This window comes from Stenotrophomonas rhizophila (genome assembly GCF_007667275.1).
Classification (GTDB): Bacteria; Pseudomonadota; Gammaproteobacteria; order Xanthomonadales; family Xanthomonadaceae; genus Stenotrophomonas; species Stenotrophomonas maltophilia_AE.
In genome coordinates this window covers 573,112-590,273 of the sequence record NZ_VDQT01000001.1, presented here as the reverse complement: position 1 = coordinate 590,273, position 17,162 = coordinate 573,112, and the positions used below count along the sequence as shown (strand labels likewise).

The following is a 17,162-nucleotide window of genomic DNA, read 5'->3' as shown; positions in this document are numbered from 1 at the left end:
GACTTGCGCGCATGTCTTCACCTGCTTTCAACGTTCGCCGGTATGGGCGCGATTCCAGCGTCGATCGCCACGCGTTCGCGCAGTGGGTGCTGCCGGTGCGCGGCGAACTGGCATTCGAGCTGGAAGGGCGGGGCGCGCGGCTGGATCTGCTGCAGGGGGCCTTCGTCGCGCCACTGGCGGGGCACGCCCAGGCCGCCGACGATAACGACCGTTTCCTGATCGTCGACTGTCCGGCCGACATGTTCGATGACGACACCCTTGAGCGCCTTCAACGGCAGCCCGTATTGGCGCTTCCAGCCCAGGTGCGGCGGATGGCGCAGCGGGTGGGCACGGTACCGGACGAATGTGTCGAGGCCGACGTGGTGGCGCTGGAGCTGCCTGCGCTGCTGGAGGCGTTTTCTCTGGCCGGCAGCGCCACCCGCCTGCAGGCAGTGTGTGCGCGCATCGAGGCGGCCCCCGGGCAGGCGTGGCCGGTTGAGCGCATTGCCAACGAGGTAGGGGTCAGTACCAGTCGCGTGCATGCGTTGTTCCAGCGGGCCTTCGGGCTCAGTCCGCAGGGCTGGCTGAGCGGCAGCCGTCTGCGCTGGGCGCGGGGGCGATTGGTCGATAGCGACGCGCCCATCGCGTCCATCGCCCAGCACGCCGGCTCCTCCGAACAGAGCGCGCTGACCCGTGCGCTGCGACGCGAATGGGGCATGACACCGGCCGACTACCGACGCCGCCACCGGTCCGCGCAGTAGCCTGGGTCAAGATCGACGGTGGCTTCCCACCTACACTGGCGCGGACTTTCCTTTGCCGGGTGCAGGGCGTAGATGAATCGTTCGATGGGCGTGGGCATCGCCAACGGCATTGCCGCCGGCGCGCTGTGGGGCGTGGTGTTCCTGGCGCCGGCCGTGTTGAGCCAGTTCAGCCCGGTGCAGCTGTCGGCCGGGCGCTACCTGGTCTATGGCCTGATTGCCGTGGTGTTGCTGGCGCCGCGCTGGCGCGAACTGCACCAGCGCATCGGCGCGCCGGAATGGCGCGGACTGCTGTGGCTGAGCCTGGCCGGCAACCTGGTGTATTTCGTGCTGCTGGCCAAGGCCGTGCAGTGGGCCGGTGGGGCGGCCGCCTCGCTGATCGTGGGGCTGATCCCAGTGGTGGTGACCGTGGTCGGCGCGCGCGAACAGGGCGCGGTGCCGTTGCGCCAGCTGGCGCCCGCGCTGGGCCTGTGCCTGCTCGGGGTGGCGCTGGTCGGCTATGAGGCGCTGCAGTCCGAGCATGCGCAGGGGTCGACCCAGCAACGCCTGCTGGGCCTGCTGTGCGCAGTCGGCGCGCTGTTCTCCTGGGCGCTGTACTCGATCGGCAACAGCCGCTGGCTGGCGCGACGGCCGGACCTGTCCGGGCACGACTGGTCGCTGTTGACCGGGGTCACCACCGGTGCACTGGCACTGCTGCTGGTGCCCAGTGCGTTCGTGCTGTCCAGCACGGTGCACGCCGCCGGGGCGTGGATGTGGTTCTGGGTCGTCAGCGCCGGCGTGGCGGTAGTGGCGTCGGTGGTCGGCAACGCCTGCTGGAACCGCGCCAGCCGCAGCCTGCCGTTGACCATGACCGGGCAGATGATCGTGTTCGAAACCCTGTTCGCGCTGTTGTACGGCTTCGCCTGGCAGCAGCGCTGGCCCACCCATATGGAAATCGTGGCCATCGTCTGCCTGGTGTCGGGGGTGCTGCTGTGCGCCCACGCCCACCGTCCTCCGCGCGCGGTGGCCCAGCACGTCGGCTGACTGTCGGCTCCGGCACGTTGGTCACATCCGCAACCTTTTTTGCCGACGATGCGGGCCGTTCGCGGTGAATGCCGTTTTGCGGTGCAGCACTTGACAAGCGTATGGCTGGCGTAGTTTTCTTGGCCCATGGTCCTTGCCGACGCCACCGTCCCGCTTCGCACCACCGCCGTCAACGGCGGCAGTGCCCGTGCGCGCCTGGCCCTCGGTACCACCACCATTACCACCGCCACCACTCGCTTGGTGCGGCCCGTCGTCTTCGCGTAATTTCCGAAAACAACGGCCCCGCACCAGACCAGGTTGCGGGGAATCTCCTTCAGCCTGGATGTCGCGGGGCCTCGAATCGAGGTCAGCATGTCCCACGTTGCCGCTTCACCCGACGCCGCTCCCTCCGACGCCGCCTCAGCGGCAGGCGCGTCCTCCGCCCTGCGTGCCGCTACGGCGACCGTGGTGCACAAGTTCGGGGGTACCTCGGTCGCCGATGCCGACCGCTACCGCCATGTAGCGCAGCTGCTGCTGGCCCGCGACGAGGCGGTGCAGGTCACCGTGGTGTCGGCGATGAAGGGGGTGACCGATGCGTTGATCGCCCTGGCCGGCGCGGCCGCGGACAACGCGCCGCAGTGGCGCGAGGACTGGCATGCACTGCGTGCGCGCCATCGCGGTGCGGCGGTGTCGTTGCTTGGCGAGCATGCCGGCGACACGGTGGAATGGCTGGACGCACGTTTCGACCAGCTGGCCGAAGTGCTGGCGGCGCTGGCGGTGATCGGCGAACTGCCGGCCGAAGTGCTGGACCGCGTGCAGGGTTTGGGCGAAGTGTATTCGGCGCACCTGCTCGGCCACTACCTGCGCAGCCGGGGCGAAGCGTGCGCGGTGCTGGATGCGCGCGATGTGCTGGTGGTCGATCGCGGCGAACTCGGGGTGGACGTGGACTGGGTGCAGAGCGCGCAGCGCCTCGCCAGCTGGCGCGAGGCGAATGCCGCCGCGCGGGTGGTTGCAACCGGATTCGTCGCGCGCGACCGGCGCGGTCGCGTGACCACGCTCGGGCGCAACGGCAGCGACTACTCCGGGGCGATCTTCGCCGCGCTGTTCGACGCCGACGAACTGCACATCTGGACCGATGTGGACGGGGTGCTTTCGGCCGATCCGCGGGTGGTGCCCGAAGCGGTGCAGCTGGAGGCACTGAGCTATGACGAGGCCTGCGAACTGGCCTATTTCGGCGCCAAGGTGGTGCATCCGCAGACGATGTCGCCGGCCATCGAACGTGGCCTGCCGATCATCATCCGCAATACTTTCCATCCCGATCATCCCGGCACCCGCATCACCGCCGAGCGCACCGCGTCGGGTCCGATCAAGGGGCTTACGCTCAGCGCCGAACTGGCCCTGCTCAATCTGGAAGGCACCGGCCTGATCGGCGTGCCGGGCACGGCCGAGCGCGTGTTCGCGGCGCTGCGCAACGCACATGTGTCGGTGGTGATGATTTCGCAGGGCTCGTCCGAACACTCGATCTGCTGCGTGGTGCGCCAGGCCGAAGCCGGGCGTGCGCGCGATGCCCTGCTGCAGGCCTTCGCGCACGAACTCGGGCTGGGCCAGGTGCAGCGGGTCCAGCTCACCGACAACGTCAGCGTGCTGGCCGCAGTGGGCGACGGCATGGCCGGGCAGCCCGGGGTGGCCGCGCGCCTGTTCGAATCGCTGGGGCGCGCGCAGGTGAACATCCTGGCGATCGCACAGGGCTCGTCCGAGCGCAACATCTCGGTGGCGGTGGACAGCCGCCATGCGACCAAGGCGCTGCGTGCCGCGCATGCAGGCTTCTGGCTGTCGCCGCAGACCTTCTCGGTCGGCGTGATCGGCCCGGGCAACGTCGGCGCCGCGCTGCTGGACCAGTTGCTGGCCGCGCAGCCGACCTTGCTGACCCGCGCCAATGTCGACCTGCGGCTGCGCGCGGTGGCGTCGCGCAGCCGCATGCACCTGGACGCGCGCGGGGTGGCGGGCGACTGGCGCGCTGCGCTGGCCGGCGGCGCGCAGGTAACCGACCTGGATGCGTTCACCGACCACCTGCTGTCGGCACACCTGCCGCACGCGCTGATCATCGACTGCAGCGGCAGCGCCGAGGTCGCCGACCGCTATGCCGCGTGGCTGCAGGCCGGGATCCACGTGGTCACGCCGAACAAGCAGGCAGGGGCCGGCCCGTTGCCGCGCTACCACGCCATCCGCGAGGCCGCTGCAGGCAGCGGTGCGCGCTTCCGCTACGAGGCCACGGTGGGCGCCGGCCTGCCGGTGATCACCACGCTGCGCGACCTGGTCGACACCGGCGACGAAATCCTGGCCATCGACGGCATCTTCTCCGGCACGCTGGCCTGGCTGTTCAACAAATACGACGGCCAGGTGCCGTTCTCCGAACTTGTCGCACAGGCCCGCGGCATGGGCTACACCGAGCCGGACCCGCGTGACGACCTGTCCGGGGTGGACGTGGCCCGCAAGCTGGTCATCCTGGCCCGCGAAGCCGGACGCGAGCTGAGCCTGGACCAGGTCATGGTGGAAAGCCTGGTGCCCGAAGCGCTGCGCGACAGCAGCGTGGAGGGGTTCATGGCCGGGCTGGATACGGTGGACGCGGCGTTCGCCGAGCGCCTGGCGCAGGCGCGTGCGCGCGGTGCCGTGCTGCGCTACGTGGCGCGTCTGTCGGCCGATGCGGCCCAGGTCGGCCTGGTCGAACTGCCGGCCGACCACGCCTTCGCCAACCTGCGGCTGACCGACAACGTGGTGCAGTTCACCACGCGCCGTTACTGCGACAACCCGCTGGTGGTGCAGGGCCCCGGCGCGGGCCCGGAAGTCACCGCGGCGGGTGTGTTCGCCGATGTGTTGCGGGTGGCCGCCGGCGAAGGAGCGCGCCTGTGAGCGAGGCAGCATCACCGATGCAGGCACGTGCGTTTTCACCGGCGTCGGTGGGCAATGTCGCGGTGGGGTTCGACATTCTTGGTCACGTCATCGCCGGGGTCGGCGATACGGTCACGGTGCGGCGCACTGCGGCGCCAGGGGTCCGTATCCTGGCCATCCGCGGCACCACGGTGGACCTGCCACGGGCAGCGTCGGACAACACCGCAGGCGCGGCGCTGCTGGCGATGTCAGACGCATTGGCGCTGCCGTTCGGATTCGAACTGGAGATCGACAAGGGCATCGCGCTCGGCTCGGGCATGGGCGGTTCGGCGGCGTCGTGCGTGGCCGCGCTGGTGGCGGCGAATGCGCTGCTGGATACGCCGCTGCCGCGCGAAGCGCTGTATCCGTTTGCGCTGGCGGGCGAGGCGGTGGCCAGCGGCGGCCGGCATGGCGACAACCTGGGGCCGATGCTGCTGGGTGGGCTGGTGCTGAGCACGGCGGAGCAGCTGGTGTCGATTCCGGTGCCGGCGCACTGGCACAGCCTGCTGGTGCATCCCGACGCGGTGCTGGAAACGCGCCGCGCGCGTGCCGCGCTGCAGGGCAGCTACGCGTTGTCGGAGTTCGTCCAACAGAGCGCGAACCTGGCGCTGGTGCTCAGTGGCTGCTTCCGGGGCGATGCGGGACTGGTCCGCGACGGCCTGCGCGATGTACTGGTCGAACCCCGCCGGGCCGGGCTGATCGTGGGCTTTTCCGCGGTGCGCGAGGCGGCCCTGCAGGCGGGCGCACTCGGTGCCAGCATCTCCGGTGCCGGGCCGAGCGTGTTTGCCTGGTTCGACAGTGAAGCGGCCGCGCGGGCCGCGCAGCCGGCGGTGCAGCACGCCTTCGCCGAAGCGGGCTTCGACAGCCAGGCCTGGGTATCGCCCTTGAATGCACCCGGCGCGCAGCTGCTGTAAGCGCCGATGCCCTCCCTTTTCCCTTCAGGACCCGACATGCATTTCGTTTCGACCCGACACGCGGCACCGCCCGCCACGCTCAGCGCTGCGATAGCCGCGGGGCTCGCGCCCGACGGCGGGCTGTACGTTCCCGAGCATCGCCCGCAGGCACGGCAGTGGCAGGAGCAGGGCAGCCTCTTCGGCGACGCCGCGGCAGTGCTGGCACCGTTCTTTGCCGGGGATGCGCTCGCGTCGCACCTACCGGCCCTGTGCGAACAGGCGTTCGACTTCCCTGCGCCGCTGCGGGCGTTGTCCACTCCGGGCGACCATGTGCTGGAGCTCTTCCATGGACCCACCGCGGCGTTCAAGGACTTCGGTGCGCGCTTCCTGGCGGCGAGCCTGGCCCGGTTGCAGGGCGGACGCGATCGCCCGTTGACCATCGTGGTGGCCACTTCGGGCGACACCGGTGCGGCGGTCGCGGCGGCCTTCCATCGGCAGCCCGGCATCCGGGTGGTGGTGCTGTACCCGGATGGCCGGGTGTCGCCGCGCCAGGCGCACCAGCTGGGCTGCTTCGGCGACAACATCACCGCGCTGCGGGTGGCCGGGTCGTTCGACGACTGCCAGGCGATGGTCAAGCAGGCGCTCGGCGACCGTGAGCTGCAGGCACGGGTGCCGCTGAGTTCGGCCAACAGCATCAGCCTGGGCAGGTGGCTGCCGCAGATGAGTTACTACGCGCATGCGGCGCTGACCCACCACGCTGCCCATGGGCGGCACTTGAACCTGGTGATCCCGACCGGCAACCTGGGCAATGCGATGGCGGCCGTGCTGGCGCGGGCGATGGGCCTGCCGATCGGGCAGATCGCGCTGGCGACCAATGCCAACGACGTGCTGCCGCGTTTCTTCCAGGGCGAGGCGTACCGGCCCCGACACAGCGTGCCGACGCTGGCCAATGCCATGGACGTGGGGGCGCCCAGCAACTTCGAACGGCTGCGCTGGTTGCATGCGGACGACGATGATGCGCTGCGCGCCGGTTTCCGCACGGCGGCGGTCGACGATGCGGCGATCCGCGAACTGATCACGCGCCGCCATGCGGCCGCAGGCGAGCTGTTCTGCCCGCACACGGCGACGGCGGTGAAGCTGCTCGAACAGCTGCGCGGCGAGGGCGTGCAGGGCGACTGGGCGGTGGCGGCGACGGCGCACCCGGCGAAGTTCGAATCGGTGGTGGAGCCGCTGATCGGCCGCGCGATCGAGGTGCCCCCGGCGCTGGCGGCGCTGCTGCAACGTCCCGCGCACGCCGAACCGTGCCCGCCGCATTACGCCGCGCTGCGCGAATTCCTGCTGGCATAGAACCGTAGTGCCGGGCTCTGACCGGCAAGCGTAATGCCGGGCTCTGCCCGGCAACCACGCCACTCCTCAAACCCCGCAAAGCTCCCGCAGCGCGGATTCGTCGAGGATCTCGACGGTGTTCAGGTGGGGCAGGGCGATCAGGCCCTGCTGGCGCAGCTTGGTGAAGGTGCGGCTGACCGTTTCCATGGTCAGGCCGAGGTGGTCGGCGATGTCGCTGCGGCCCATCGGCAGGGTCACGCGCATGCTGGGGTCGCCGAGCCGGGCTTCACGTGCGGCCAGGCGCAACAGGAAGTCGGCGAGCTTTTCGGCGGGTTGCAGCCGGCCCAGCGCGAGGGCGGCGTCGGCGGCGTCGTCCAGGGCCTGGCAGGCGCGCTGCAGCAGCTTGCGCTCCAGGTGCGGGTACCGCGCGCGCAGGTCTTTCATCTGCGGCAGGGCGACGCGGCAGACCCGGCTGTCGGCAATGGCTTCGATGTCATGTCGGTGGTGGTCGCTGCCGGTCAGGCCCAGGTAGTCGCCGGGCAGGACGAAACAGCTGATCTGGCGGCGTCCGTCGGCGAGGGTACGGACCAGGCGCAGGGCGCCGGCGGTCAAGGTATAGACATGTTGGCGGGGTTCGCCGGCACGGGCCAGGGTGGCGCCCAGCGGCAGCGGCTGGGAGACGGTCACCCGCTCCAGCGCCTGCACTTCATCGGGCGACAGGGCCGAGCAGACGGCCAGGTGGCGCACGGAGCAATGCAGGCAGTCGCGCAGGGTGGAGCAGCCCGGGGCGGGTTCGTCTGCGGCGGCAACGGCGGTTCCGGGGTGGGGCCGGGTCATGTCGAACCAGGAAGCGGGGCCTGCCCATGATACGTCATGCGGCGGTTGGCCCGGCTGCGGCTAGAATATGCAGCTCGCTCTTCCCCCAAGTTCCCCCGCAGGAGTCCCGCAAGTGATCAAGCCCCGTACGCCGCCCGGCATCATGGAATTGCTGCCGCGCGAGCAGATCGCGTTCCAGCGCATGCTGGACGTCATCCGCCGCAATTACGAGCGGTTCGGGTTCCTGCCGGTGGAAACGCCGGTGTTCGAGCTGTCGGATGTGCTGTTGACCAAGTCCGGTGGCGAGACCGAGCGCCAGGTGTATTTCGTGCAGTCGACGGGCGCGCTGGCCAATGCGGCCGAAGCGGGTGACAAGAGCCTGCCGGAGCTGGCGCTGCGTTTCGACCTGACGGTGCCGCTGGCACGTTACGTGGCCGAGCACGAGCATGACCTGACGTTCCCGTTCCGCCGTTACCAGATGCAGCGGGTGTACCGTGGCGAGCGCGCGCAGCGCGGTCGTTTCCGCGAGTTCTACCAGTGCGACATCGATGTGATCGGCAAGGACAGCCTGAGCACGCGGTATGACGCGGAGGTGCTGGCGGTGATCCACGCGGTGTTCGCGGAGCTGCGCATCGGTGATTTCTCGGTGCAGTTGAACAACCGCAAGCTGATGCGCGGGTTCTTCGAGAACTTGGGCGTTGCGGACGGCGAGCGCCAGATGGCGGTGCTGCGTGAGGTCGACAAGCTGGACAAGCGCGGTCCGGATTACGTGCGCGAGACGCTGACCGGCGAGGGCTTTGCGATCCCGGCCGAGCAGGTCGACCAGATCCTGGCGTTCGTGGCGGTGCGCTCGAGCAGCCATGCCGATGCGCTGGCGCAGTTGGATGCGCTGGTGGCGGACGGTGCTGCCAGCGAGACGCTGAAGCTGGGGGTGGCGGAGCTGCGCGAGGTGCTGCAGCTGGTGAAGGCGCTGGGGGTGCCGGAGTCGGCGTACTGCCTGAATTTCTCGATTGCGCGCGGGCTGGATTACTACACGGGCACGGTGTACGAGACGACGCTGACCGACCATCCGCAGATTGGTTCGATCTGTTCGGGCGGCCGTTATGAGGATCTTGCCAGCCACTACAGCAAGTCGAAGCTGCCGGGCGTGGGCATTTCGATCGGGCTGACCCGGCTGTTCTGGCAGCTGCGCGAGGCCGGGCTGATCGCGGGCATCGAGGACAGCAGTGTGCATGCGCTGGTGGCGTTGATGGACGACAACGGTCTGGCCGATTCGCTGGACATTGCGCGCCGCCTGCGCGTCGGTGGCATCAATGCGGAGGTGCAGATGGAGCCGAAGAAGATCGGCAAGCAGTTCCAGTATGCGGCGAAGGCAGGCATCCGTTTCGTGGTGCTGGCGGGTGAGGACGAGCTGGCGCGCGGCGTGGTGGCGGTGAAGGACCTGCTGCGCGAGCAGCAGTTCGAGGTCGCCCGCGACGAGCTGGCCAGCGCGCTGCAGGTGGAACTGGAGCAGACCCGCGCCATGGCGTGACGAGCCCTCGGGTTCATGCTTCCAACAATGGCACCTTCGGGTGCCATTGTTGTTTCTACGGTCGGGCTGGCCGCTGGCCGGCCTTGGGGAACGTGATAGTCCGTTCTCGAACCCGCAAACATTCGGTTCCGCGTTCCCGGTAGCGCCGACCGTTGGTCGGCCCTGGGAACCCGTGGGCGTTCGTGGACGTTCCGCGCCAACGGCCACGTCAACGTCAACGTCTACGGCGTACAGCCGGCGTCTCATTGCTACGTGCAGGGGCGGCCGGCGGGCAGCCCCCTCCGGGACACGCCATGAACCCGTCCATGGGGGCTTGTCAAAAACATCCATGTTTTTGACAGTCCCTACGGGGGCTGCCCGCCGTCCGCCCCCAGACGGTGTCGTGTGCGGCGGGGAGAGCAGCCGGGCAGAGCCCGGCTCTACGGGGGCTAATTGGCAGATGAATGGAGGGACTGCTGGATTTGGCATTTTCTCTTCTTTGCGCTAATGTAATAGCACGCTATTACGTTGATACGATGAAACTCCGTCCTTCCCCCCTTGAGAAAGACCCCCAGGCCGACCTGGCCTGCCTGGCGCGTGCCTTTGCCGGCCTGACCAGCGCCGAGCAGGTGACTGCATTCCTGCGCGACCTGTGTACGCCGGCCGAGCTGGAAGCGCTGTCCGACCGGTGGAAGGTGGTGCCGCTGCTGAAGCAGGGCGTGCCGTATCGCGAAATCCATGAATTGACCGGTGTCAGCGTGACCACCACCGGGCGCGTGGCGCGCTCGCTGGACCATGGCCACGGCGGTTATGCCGCTGCCATTGCCGCGACCGCCACACCCGCGCCCCCCGAATCCGAGTAGAGACCTGCCCCATGAGTGCAACCCAGACCGCCCCGGCACGCGACCGGCTGCGTATCGCCATCCAGAAAAGCGGGCGGCTGGCCGAGCCCGCGCGCAGCCTGCTCACGGCCTGTGGGCTGAGCTGGCGGCAGAGCCGCGACAAGCTGTTCTGCTATGGGGAATCGCTGCCGGTGGACCTGCTGCTGGTCCGCGATGACGACATTCCCGGCCTGATCGCCGACGGGGTCTGCGACTTCGGCATCGTCGGTCGCAACGAGCTGGACGAGCAGGGTGCGGCACGCCGCCGCATCGGACTTCCGGACGCGTACCAGGCCCTGCGCGGGCTGAACTTCGGGCAGTGCCGGCTGATGCTTGCCGTGCCCGAGGAGTGGGATTGGCAGGGTGTAGAGCAATTGGCCGGCAAGCGCATCGCTACCAGCTACCCGGCGATCCTGGCCGACTGGCTGGCCGAGCGCGGGGTGGATGCCCAGGTGGTGGAACTGTCCGGCTCGGTGGAGATCGCGCCGCGCCTGGGCACCGCCGACCTGATCTGCGACCTGGTCTCCAGTGGCGCGACGCTTGCTGCCAACCAGCTCAAGCCGGTGGAAACCCTGCTTGAAAGCGAAGCCGTGCTGGCCGGACCGGTGAAAACCCCCGACGACGCCCGCGCCGGCCTGATGGCCATGCTGCTGCGCCGCCTCGACGGGGTGGTGAAGGTGCAGGACAGCAAGCTGCTGATGTTCCGTGCCGAACTGGACCGCGTGTCCGACCTGGCCCGCCTGTTGCCGGACGCCGACCCGCTGGTGCAGCTGCCCGACGACGGCGGCCAGCTCCGCCTGCAGACCATGTGCCATGGCGCACTGACCTGGCAGCGGCTGGAGGAACTGGAGCGCGCGGGCGCCCAGGGATTGATGGTCCTGAGCGTGGAGCGGTCGCTGGCATGAACCGTCTGCAATGGTCCCAACTCGACGCCGCCGCCCAGGCCCAGGCCCTGCAGCGGCCGGTACAGGCGGTCGCCGCGCGTACCCGTGAATCGGTCGCGGCATTGATCGCGGCGGTCCGCGAAGACGGCGACGCCGCGCTGCGCGAAATCAGCCTGCGCTTCGATGGCGTGGCACCGGCGTCGTTCGAAGTGGACGACAGCGAATTCGCCGCGGCCGAACGCGCCGTACCCGCTGAACTGCGCCAGGCGATGATCGACGCCGCCGCGCGCATCCGGCAGTTCCACAAGGCCGGCATGAGCCAGGGCTATGCGGTGGAAACCGCCCCCGGCGTGCGCTGCGAACGCATGGTGCGGCCGATCGGCCGGGTGGGCTTGTATGTTCCCGCCGGCAGTGCGCCGCTGCCTTCTACCGCGCTGATGCTTGGCGTTCCGGCGCAGCTCGCCGGTTGCCGCGAAATCGTGTTGTGCACCCCGCCGCGTCGCGATGGCAGCGCCGATCCGGCGGTGCTGGTGGCTGCTCGGCTCACCGGCGTGCACCGCGTGTTCAAGCTCGGCGGCGCCCAGGCCATCGCCGCGATGGCGTATGGCACCGACAGCGTGCCGGCGTGCGACAAACTGTTCGGGCCCGGCAACAGCTATGTCACCGAAGCCAAGCAGCAGGTGGCCCAGGACGGCGCGGCCGCCATCGACATGCCGGCCGGTCCTTCCGAGGTGCTGGTGATCGCCGACGCCGGCGCCAATCCCGCCTTCGTTGCCGCCGACCTGCTGTCCCAGGCCGAACACGGCCCGGATTCGCAGGTACTGCTGCTCACCGACGATGCCGACATGCTGGAGCGGGTGGAAGCGCAGGTGCAGGCGCAGCTGAAGCAGCTGTCGCGCGCCGACATCGCCGCCCAGGCATTGCAGTCGTCGCGGCTGGTGCTGGTCGACTCGCTGGTGCAGGCCTTCCAGATCAGCAACCGCTATGCGCCCGAGCACCTGATCCTGGCCCTGCGCGAGCCGCGCGACTGGCTGGCCCAGGTCGAGGCCGCCGGCTCGGTGTTCCTGGGCGACTACACCCCCGAAGCATTGGGCGACTACTGCAGTGGCACCAACCACGTGCTGCCCACCGCCGGTGCGGCACGCGCCTACAGCGGCGTGAGCGTGGCCAGCTTCCAGAACATGATCAGCGTGCAGGCCGCCACCGCGCAGGGCATTGCCGGGATCGGCAACTGCGCGCGCGTACTGGCCCGTGCCGAAGGGCTGGACGCGCACGAAAATGCGGTCGCGCTGCGCATGGGGGCCGCTGCATGAGCGCCGCCGGTGTGCTCGACCTGGTGCGCAGCGACCTGCGCGCGTTCAGTGGCTATTCCTCGGCGCGCAGCAGTGCGCTGGTGGGCGACGTGTGGCTCAACGCCAATGAGTCGGCCTGGGCGAATCCAGCCGACCCGCTGGGCCAGGCGCGCCGCTATCCCGAACCCCAGCCGGATGCGCTGCGTGCCCGGCTGGCCGCGTTGTACGGCTGCGAGCCTGCGCAGCTGCTGATCGGCCGTGGCAGCGACGAGGCCATCGACCTGCTGGTGCGTGCCCTGTGCGAACCGGGCCGCGACGCGGTGCTGGTCACCCCGCCGGTGTTCGGCATGTACGCCGTGTGCGCGCGGCTGCAGAACGCGCCGCTGCTGGAAGTGCCGTTGCGCGACGCCGGCGATGCGCTGGACGCCGACATCGACGCGATCATCGCCGCCGCGCTGGCCGGCAACGCCAAGCTGGTGTTCCTGTGCAGTCCGTCCAACCCTGCCGGCAGCAGCATTGCGCTGGGCGCGATCGAACGGGTCGCCCAGGCGCTGCAGGGCAGGGCGCTGGTGGTGGTCGACGAAGCTTACGGTGAGTACGCCGAACAGGCCTCGGCGGCGATCCTGCTGCCGCGCTACGAGAACGTGGCGGTGCTGCGCACCTTGTCCAAGGCGCATGCGCTGGCGGCAGCACGGATCGGCAGCCTGATCGCCGCGCCGGCGTTGATCCAGGTGCTGCGCCGATGCCAGGCCCCGTACCCGGTGCCGGCGCCGTGCGCGGCCTTGGCCCTGGCGGCGCTGGAGGTCGATGCGCTGGCGGTGACCGAAGCGCGTGTGGCCCAGGTGAAGGCGGAGCGCGAGCGCCTGTTCCAGGCGCTGCAGCAGGCGCCCGGCGTGCTGCGCGTGTATCCGTCGCAGGGCAACTACCTGCTGGCACGCTTCAACGACGCCCAGGCCGCGTTCGACGCGCTGCTGGCGGCCGGCATCGTGGTGCGCGACCAGCGCGCCGCACCGCAACTTCACGATGCACTGCGCATCACCATCGGCAGCCCGGAAGAGAACGACCGCGTGCTCCAGGTACTTGCCGCCCGGAGGGCCGCCGCATGACCCCCATCCTGTTCGTCGACCGCGACGGCACCCTTATCGAAGAGCCTGCCGATTTCCAGATCGACGCCTACGAGAAGATCCGCTTCGTCCGCGACGTGATCCCGGCGATGCTCAAGCTGCGTGACGCGGGCTACCAGTTCGTGATCGTCAGCAACCAGGACGGGCTGGGCAGCGAAGGCTACCCGCAGGCCGCCTTCGACGGCCCCAACGACCTGATGCTGCAGATCTTCGCCAGCCAGGGCATCGTGTTCCGTGACGTGCTGATCGACGGCACCTGGCCGCACGACAACGCGCCGACCCGCAAACCGGGCATCGGCATGATGCTGCCCTACCTGCAGGACCGCGGCATCGACTGGGCACGTTCGGCGATGGTCGGCGACCGCCCGACCGACATCCAGTTCGCGCAGAACATGAACATCCGGGGGTTCCAGCTGCGCACCGAGCAGTTCGGCGGTGAGTGGGACTGGACCGGTATCGCCCATGAGCTGGCCGATGCGCCGCGCCGCGCCAGCGTGCAGCGCAATACGAAGGAAACCCGCATCCGCGTCGAGGTCGACCTGGACCGCACGGCCGAGCCGCAGACCCACACCGGCCTGCCGTTCTTCGACCACATGCTGGAGCAGATCGGCAAGCACGGTGGCTTCGCGCTGAGCGTGCAGGCCGAAGGCGACCTGCACATCGACGAACACCACACCATCGAAGATACCGGGCTGGCCCTGGGCCAGGCCCTGCGCGAGGCGCTCGGCGACAAGCGTGGGATCGGCCGCTATGGCTTCACCCTGCCGATGGACGAAACCCTGGCCAGTGCCGCACTCGATTTCAGCGGCCGTCCCTACTTCGTGTTCGAAGGCGACTTCAAGCGCGAACGCGTGGGCGACATGCCCACCGAGCTGGTGCCACACTTCTTCCGCTCGCTGTGCGATGCCGCCGGGCTGAACCTGCACCTGAGCGTGCGCGGCGACAATGACCACCACAAGGTCGAGGCCTGCTTCAAGGCGCTGGCCCGCGCGCTGCGCCAGGCCCTGCCACGCCAGGGTACGGCGCTGCCCAGCACCAAGGGGGCGCTGTGACCGACGTTGCGCTGATCGATGCCGGCGGTGCCAACCTGGGCTCGGTGCGGTACGCACTGGAACGCCTGGGGGCGCGCGTGCAGCTGGTGCGCGACGCGGACGGCCTGCAGGGGGTGCGTCGGGTGATCCTGCCCGGGGTCGGCGCGGCCCGGCCCGCGATGCAGCGCCTGCATGCGCAGGGCCTGGTGGAACCGCTGCGGCGCCTGCAGGTGCCGCTGATGGGCATCTGCCTCGGCATGCAGCTGCTGTTCGACCATTCCGAAGAGGCGGATGTGGAAACGTTGGGGCTGATCCCCGGTACGGTACGCAAGCTGGTGCCGGCCACCGGCATCCGCGTCCCCCACATGGGCTGGAACCGGCTGCTGCCGCTGAAGCCGTCGGTGCTCCTGCGGGATATTCCCGAGCGCGCCAGCGCCTACTTCGTGCACAGCTACGCCGCTCCGCTCAATGCCCACACCGTGGCGGCCTGTGACCATGGCGGGCTGTTCACCGCGATGGTGGAGCAGGGCCGCTACTTCGGCGCCCAGTTCCACCCCGAGCGTTCCGGCGACACCGGCGCGCTGATGCTGCGCAACTTCCTCGAGGACACCGCTGTATGAGTTTCATCGTCTACCCCGCGCTGGATATCCGTGGTGGCCGCGTGGTGCGGCTGCGCCAGGGCGACTATGCGCAGGAAACCCATTACGGCGACGACCCGCTGCCGCGCGCGCAGGCCTTCGAAGCGCAGGGCGCGAGCTGGATGCACCTGGTCGACCTGGACGCGGCGCGCGCCGGCGGCTACACCCTGGCACCGCTGCTGTCGGCGATCCGCGCCGGCACCGGGCTGCAGGTGCAGACCGGCGGCGGGGTGCGCGGGCGCGACGACGTGGCGCGCATCCTCGATGCCGGCGCAAGCCGCGTGGTGGTCGGCTCGCTGGCGGTGCGTGAACCGACGCAGGTGATCGGCTGGCTGGAGGAATTCGGCGCCGAACGCATCACCATCGCACTGGATGCGCGCCAGGATGCCGAGGGCCAATGGCAGTTGCCGGTGCATGGCTGGACCGAGAATGCCGGGGTCACCCTGGACGCGTTGGCCGAGCGCTACGCGCAGGCTGGCCTGCGCCACCTGCTGTGCACCGATATCGCCCGGGACGGCATGCTGGCCGGCCCCAACCTTGCGCTGTACCGACATCTCACCGCGCGCCTGCCGGGCGTGGCGGTGCAGGCCTCCGGCGGCGTGCGCGACGTCGCCGACGTGGCCGCCGCGCGTGCCGCGGGCTGCGCCGGCGCGGTGCTGGGCAAGGCGCTGCTGGAGCAGCGCATGGACCTGGCCGAGGCACTGGCATGTTGAGCCGACGCATCATTCCGTGCCTGGACGTGCGCGATGGCCGCGTGGTCAAGGGTGTGCGCTTCCGCGACCACGTCGACATGGGCGACATCGCCGAGCTGTCCCAGCGCTATCGCGACCAGGGGGCGGACGAGCTGGTGTTCTATGACATCGGCGCCAGCCCGGAGGCGCGCTCGGTGGACGTGGCCTGGATAGAGCGCATCGCGCGCCTGATCGACATCCCGTTCTGCGTGGCCGGTGGCATCGACAGCGTCGAGACCGCGCGCCGGGTGCTGTTCGCCGGGGCCGACAAGATCTCGATCAACTCGCCCGCGCTGGGGCGCCCGGAACTGATCACCGAGCTGGCCGACGAGTTCGGCGTGCAGTGCGTGGTGGTCGGCATCGATTCGGTGCGCGAGCCCGACGGCGAGTGGCGCGTGCGCCGCTTCAGCGGCGATCCGGACAAGACCCAGGCCGTGCCCGTGCGCACCCTCGACTGGCTGGTCGAGGCGCAGCGCCGGGGCGCCGGCGAGATCGTGCTCAACTGCATGGACAGCGACGGGGTCCGCCGGGGTTACGACGTGGCCCAGCTGCGCCAGGCGCGGGCCGCCTGCCAGGTCCCGCTGATCGCCTCCGGCGGTGCCGGCGACATGCAGCATTTCGCCGATGTGTTCGACCAGGCCGACGTCGACGGCGCGCTGGCGGCGAGTGTCTTCCACAGTGGCGCCATTGCCATTCCCGCGCTGAAGCAGTTCCTGCGCACGCAACAGATCGAGGTTCGAGATGTCTATTGAGGTGTTGCCCTCCCGCGAGGCCCTGCAGACGTTGGACTGGGCCAAGGGCGACGGCCTGTTGCCGGTCGTGGTGCAGGATGCCGACAGCCTGGCGGTGCTGATGCTGGGGTATGCCAACGCCGAGTCGCTGGCGTTGACCGTGGAGACGGGCCACATGACCTTCTACAGCCGTAGCAAGAAGCGGCTGTGGACCAAGGGCGAGTCGTCCGGCAACGTGCTGGCGGTGGTCGCGGTGCGCGTGGATTGCGACCGTGACACCCTGCTGGTCAGCGCCCGCCCGGCCGGGCCGACCTGCCACACCGGCAGCGAGAGCTGTTTCGCGCAGGCACCCGGCAACTTCCTCGGTCGCCTGGACGCACTGGTGCGCGAACGCGAAGCACAGCGCCCGCCCAACAGCTACACCACGTCGCTGTTCGAGCAGGGCCTGCGCCGCATCGCCCAGAAGGTGGGGGAGGAAGGGGTGGAGACCGCGCTGGCCGGCGTTGTACAGGACGATGACGCGCTGTTGGGGGAATCGGCCGATTTGCTGTTCCACCTGACCGTGCTGCTGCGCGCGCGCGGCCTGTCGCTGCAGGATGCGGTCGACGTGCTGGTGGCCCGCCACGCGAAGTGAGCGT

At 69.6% G+C, this 17,162-nt stretch carries 16 protein-coding genes; 15 read left to right on the top strand and 1 reads right to left on the bottom strand.

Annotated features, from left to right (window positions below):
* The first annotated feature begins 11 nt into the window (after nt 1-11).
* From FSZ13_RS02405 to thrC, 5 genes are all read left to right on the top strand, one after another.
* On the top strand, nt 12-740 hold the full coding sequence (locus FSZ13_RS02405; protein ID WP_145477831.1) for a helix-turn-helix transcriptional regulator: 729 nt from the start codon (nt 12-14) through the stop codon (nt 738-740).
* A gap of 72 nt (nt 741-812) precedes the next feature.
* On the top strand, nt 813-1,760 hold the full coding sequence (locus FSZ13_RS02400) for a DMT family transporter (RefSeq protein WP_145477830.1): 948 nt from the start codon (nt 813-815) through the stop codon (nt 1,758-1,760).
* A gap of 351 nt (nt 1,761-2,111) precedes the next feature.
* Nucleotides 2,112-4,649, top strand: coding sequence for a bifunctional aspartate kinase/homoserine dehydrogenase I (thrA, locus tag FSZ13_RS02395; protein WP_145477829.1), 2,538 nt, complete (start codon nt 2,112-2,114; stop codon nt 4,647-4,649).
* A gap of 17 nt (nt 4,650-4,666) precedes the next feature.
* Complete coding sequence (locus FSZ13_RS02390; protein ID WP_145478519.1) at nt 4,667-5,581, top strand: homoserine kinase; 915 nt, start codon at nt 4,667-4,669, stop codon at nt 5,579-5,581.
* Nucleotides 5,582-5,617: 36 nt separating this feature from the next.
* A complete protein-coding gene (thrC, locus tag FSZ13_RS02385; protein ID WP_145477828.1) occupies nt 5,618-6,907 on the top strand; it encodes a threonine synthase in 1,290 nt (429 codons plus the stop codon).
* 66 nt (nt 6,908-6,973) lie between these two features.
* Here thrC and FSZ13_RS02380 read toward each other — a convergent pair whose 3' ends face one another.
* Complete coding sequence (locus FSZ13_RS02380; RefSeq protein ID WP_145477827.1) at nt 6,974-7,723, bottom strand: Crp/Fnr family transcriptional regulator; 750 nt, start codon at nt 7,721-7,723, stop codon at nt 6,974-6,976.
* A gap of 112 nt (nt 7,724-7,835) precedes the next feature.
* Here FSZ13_RS02380 and hisS point away from each other — a divergent pair, with 112 nt between their 5' ends.
* The 10 genes from hisS to hisIE all read left to right on the top strand — a co-directional run bounded on the left by hisS (nt 7,836) and on the right by hisIE (nt 17,158).
* Nucleotides 7,836-9,233, top strand: a complete 1,398-nt coding sequence (gene hisS / locus FSZ13_RS02375; protein WP_145477826.1) for a histidine--tRNA ligase — start codon at nt 7,836-7,838, stop codon at nt 9,231-9,233.
* A gap of 515 nt (nt 9,234-9,748) precedes the next feature.
* Nucleotides 9,749-10,075, top strand: a complete 327-nt coding sequence (locus FSZ13_RS02370) for a YerC/YecD family TrpR-related protein (RefSeq protein WP_145477825.1) — start codon at nt 9,749-9,751, stop codon at nt 10,073-10,075.
* An 11-nt stretch (nt 10,076-10,086) separates the two neighbouring features.
* Nucleotides 10,087-10,998 (top strand): ATP phosphoribosyltransferase, encoded by a 912-nt coding sequence (gene hisG / locus FSZ13_RS02365; protein WP_145477824.1) that lies wholly within the window; start codon nt 10,087-10,089, stop codon nt 10,996-10,998.
* A complete protein-coding gene (hisD, locus tag FSZ13_RS02360) occupies nt 10,995-12,290 on the top strand; it encodes a histidinol dehydrogenase (protein WP_145477823.1) in 1,296 nt (431 codons plus the stop codon). Before hisG ends, hisD begins: the two co-directional genes overlap by 4 nt.
* Nucleotides 12,287-13,375, top strand: a complete 1,089-nt coding sequence (hisC, locus tag FSZ13_RS02355) for a histidinol-phosphate transaminase (protein ID WP_145477822.1) — start codon at nt 12,287-12,289, stop codon at nt 13,373-13,375. The genes hisD and hisC overlap by 4 nt, the downstream gene beginning before the upstream one ends.
* Nucleotides 13,372-14,445, top strand: a complete 1,074-nt coding sequence (gene hisB, locus FSZ13_RS02350; protein WP_145477821.1) for a bifunctional histidinol-phosphatase/imidazoleglycerol-phosphate dehydratase HisB — start codon at nt 13,372-13,374, stop codon at nt 14,443-14,445. Before hisC ends, hisB begins: the two co-directional genes overlap by 4 nt.
* Nucleotides 14,442-15,044, top strand: coding sequence for an imidazole glycerol phosphate synthase subunit HisH (gene hisH, locus FSZ13_RS02345; protein ID WP_145477820.1), 603 nt, complete (start codon nt 14,442-14,444; stop codon nt 15,042-15,044). Before hisB ends, hisH begins: the two co-directional genes overlap by 4 nt.
* Nucleotides 15,041-15,775 carry a 1-(5-phosphoribosyl)-5-[(5-phosphoribosylamino)methylideneamino]imidazole-4-carboxamide isomerase gene (gene hisA / locus FSZ13_RS02340; RefSeq protein WP_145477819.1) on the top strand — a complete coding sequence of 245 codons (735 nt, stop codon included), beginning with the start codon at nt 15,041-15,043 and terminating at the stop codon, nt 15,773-15,775. The genes hisH and hisA overlap by 4 nt, the downstream gene beginning before the upstream one ends.
* Entirely contained in the window at nt 15,769-16,545 is a 777-nt protein-coding gene (gene hisF, locus FSZ13_RS02335) for an imidazole glycerol phosphate synthase subunit HisF (RefSeq protein WP_145477818.1), read from the top strand. The genes hisA and hisF overlap by 7 nt, the downstream gene beginning before the upstream one ends.
* Nucleotides 16,535-17,158, top strand: coding sequence for a bifunctional phosphoribosyl-AMP cyclohydrolase/phosphoribosyl-ATP diphosphatase HisIE (gene hisIE / locus FSZ13_RS02330; RefSeq protein WP_145477817.1), 624 nt, complete (start codon nt 16,535-16,537; stop codon nt 17,156-17,158). Before hisF ends, hisIE begins: the two co-directional genes overlap by 11 nt.
* The last annotated feature ends 4 nt before the right edge of the window (nt 17,159-17,162 follow it).

Excerpts from the sequence above, each read along its gene's own strand:
- FSZ13_RS02390 (WP_145478519.1), top strand. The coding sequence starts at position 4,667 with ATGCAGGCACGTGCGTTTTCACCGGCGTCGGTGGGCAATGTCGCGGTG.
- hisD (WP_145477823.1), top strand. The coding sequence starts at position 10,995 with ATGAACCGTCTGCAATGGTCCCAACTCGACGCCGCCGCCCAGGCCCAG.
- FSZ13_RS02405 (WP_145477831.1), top strand. The coding sequence starts at position 12 with ATGTCTTCACCTGCTTTCAACGTTCGCCGGTATGGGCGCGATTCCAGC.
- hisIE (WP_145477817.1), top strand. The coding sequence starts at position 16,535 with ATGTCTATTGAGGTGTTGCCCTCCCGCGAGGCCCTGCAGACGTTGGAC.
- thrC (WP_145477828.1), top strand. The coding sequence starts at position 5,618 with ATGCATTTCGTTTCGACCCGACACGCGGCACCGCCCGCCACGCTCAGC.
- hisC (WP_145477822.1), top strand. The coding sequence starts at position 12,287 with ATGAGCGCCGCCGGTGTGCTCGACCTGGTGCGCAGCGACCTGCGCGCG.
- FSZ13_RS02400 (WP_145477830.1), top strand. The coding sequence starts at position 813 with ATGAATCGTTCGATGGGCGTGGGCATCGCCAACGGCATTGCCGCCGGC.
- FSZ13_RS02380 (WP_145477827.1), bottom strand. The coding sequence starts at position 7,723 with ATGACCCGGCCCCACCCCGGAACCGCCGTTGCCGCCGCAGACGAACCC.
- thrA (WP_145477829.1), top strand. The coding sequence starts at position 2,112 with ATGTCCCACGTTGCCGCTTCACCCGACGCCGCTCCCTCCGACGCCGCC.
- hisG (WP_145477824.1), top strand. The coding sequence starts at position 10,087 with ATGAGTGCAACCCAGACCGCCCCGGCACGCGACCGGCTGCGTATCGCC.
- hisF (WP_145477818.1), top strand. The coding sequence starts at position 15,769 with ATGTTGAGCCGACGCATCATTCCGTGCCTGGACGTGCGCGATGGCCGC.
- FSZ13_RS02370 (WP_145477825.1), top strand. The coding sequence starts at position 9,749 with ATGAAACTCCGTCCTTCCCCCCTTGAGAAAGACCCCCAGGCCGACCTG.
- hisA (WP_145477819.1), top strand. The coding sequence starts at position 15,041 with ATGAGTTTCATCGTCTACCCCGCGCTGGATATCCGTGGTGGCCGCGTG.
- hisB (WP_145477821.1), top strand. The coding sequence starts at position 13,372 with ATGACCCCCATCCTGTTCGTCGACCGCGACGGCACCCTTATCGAAGAG.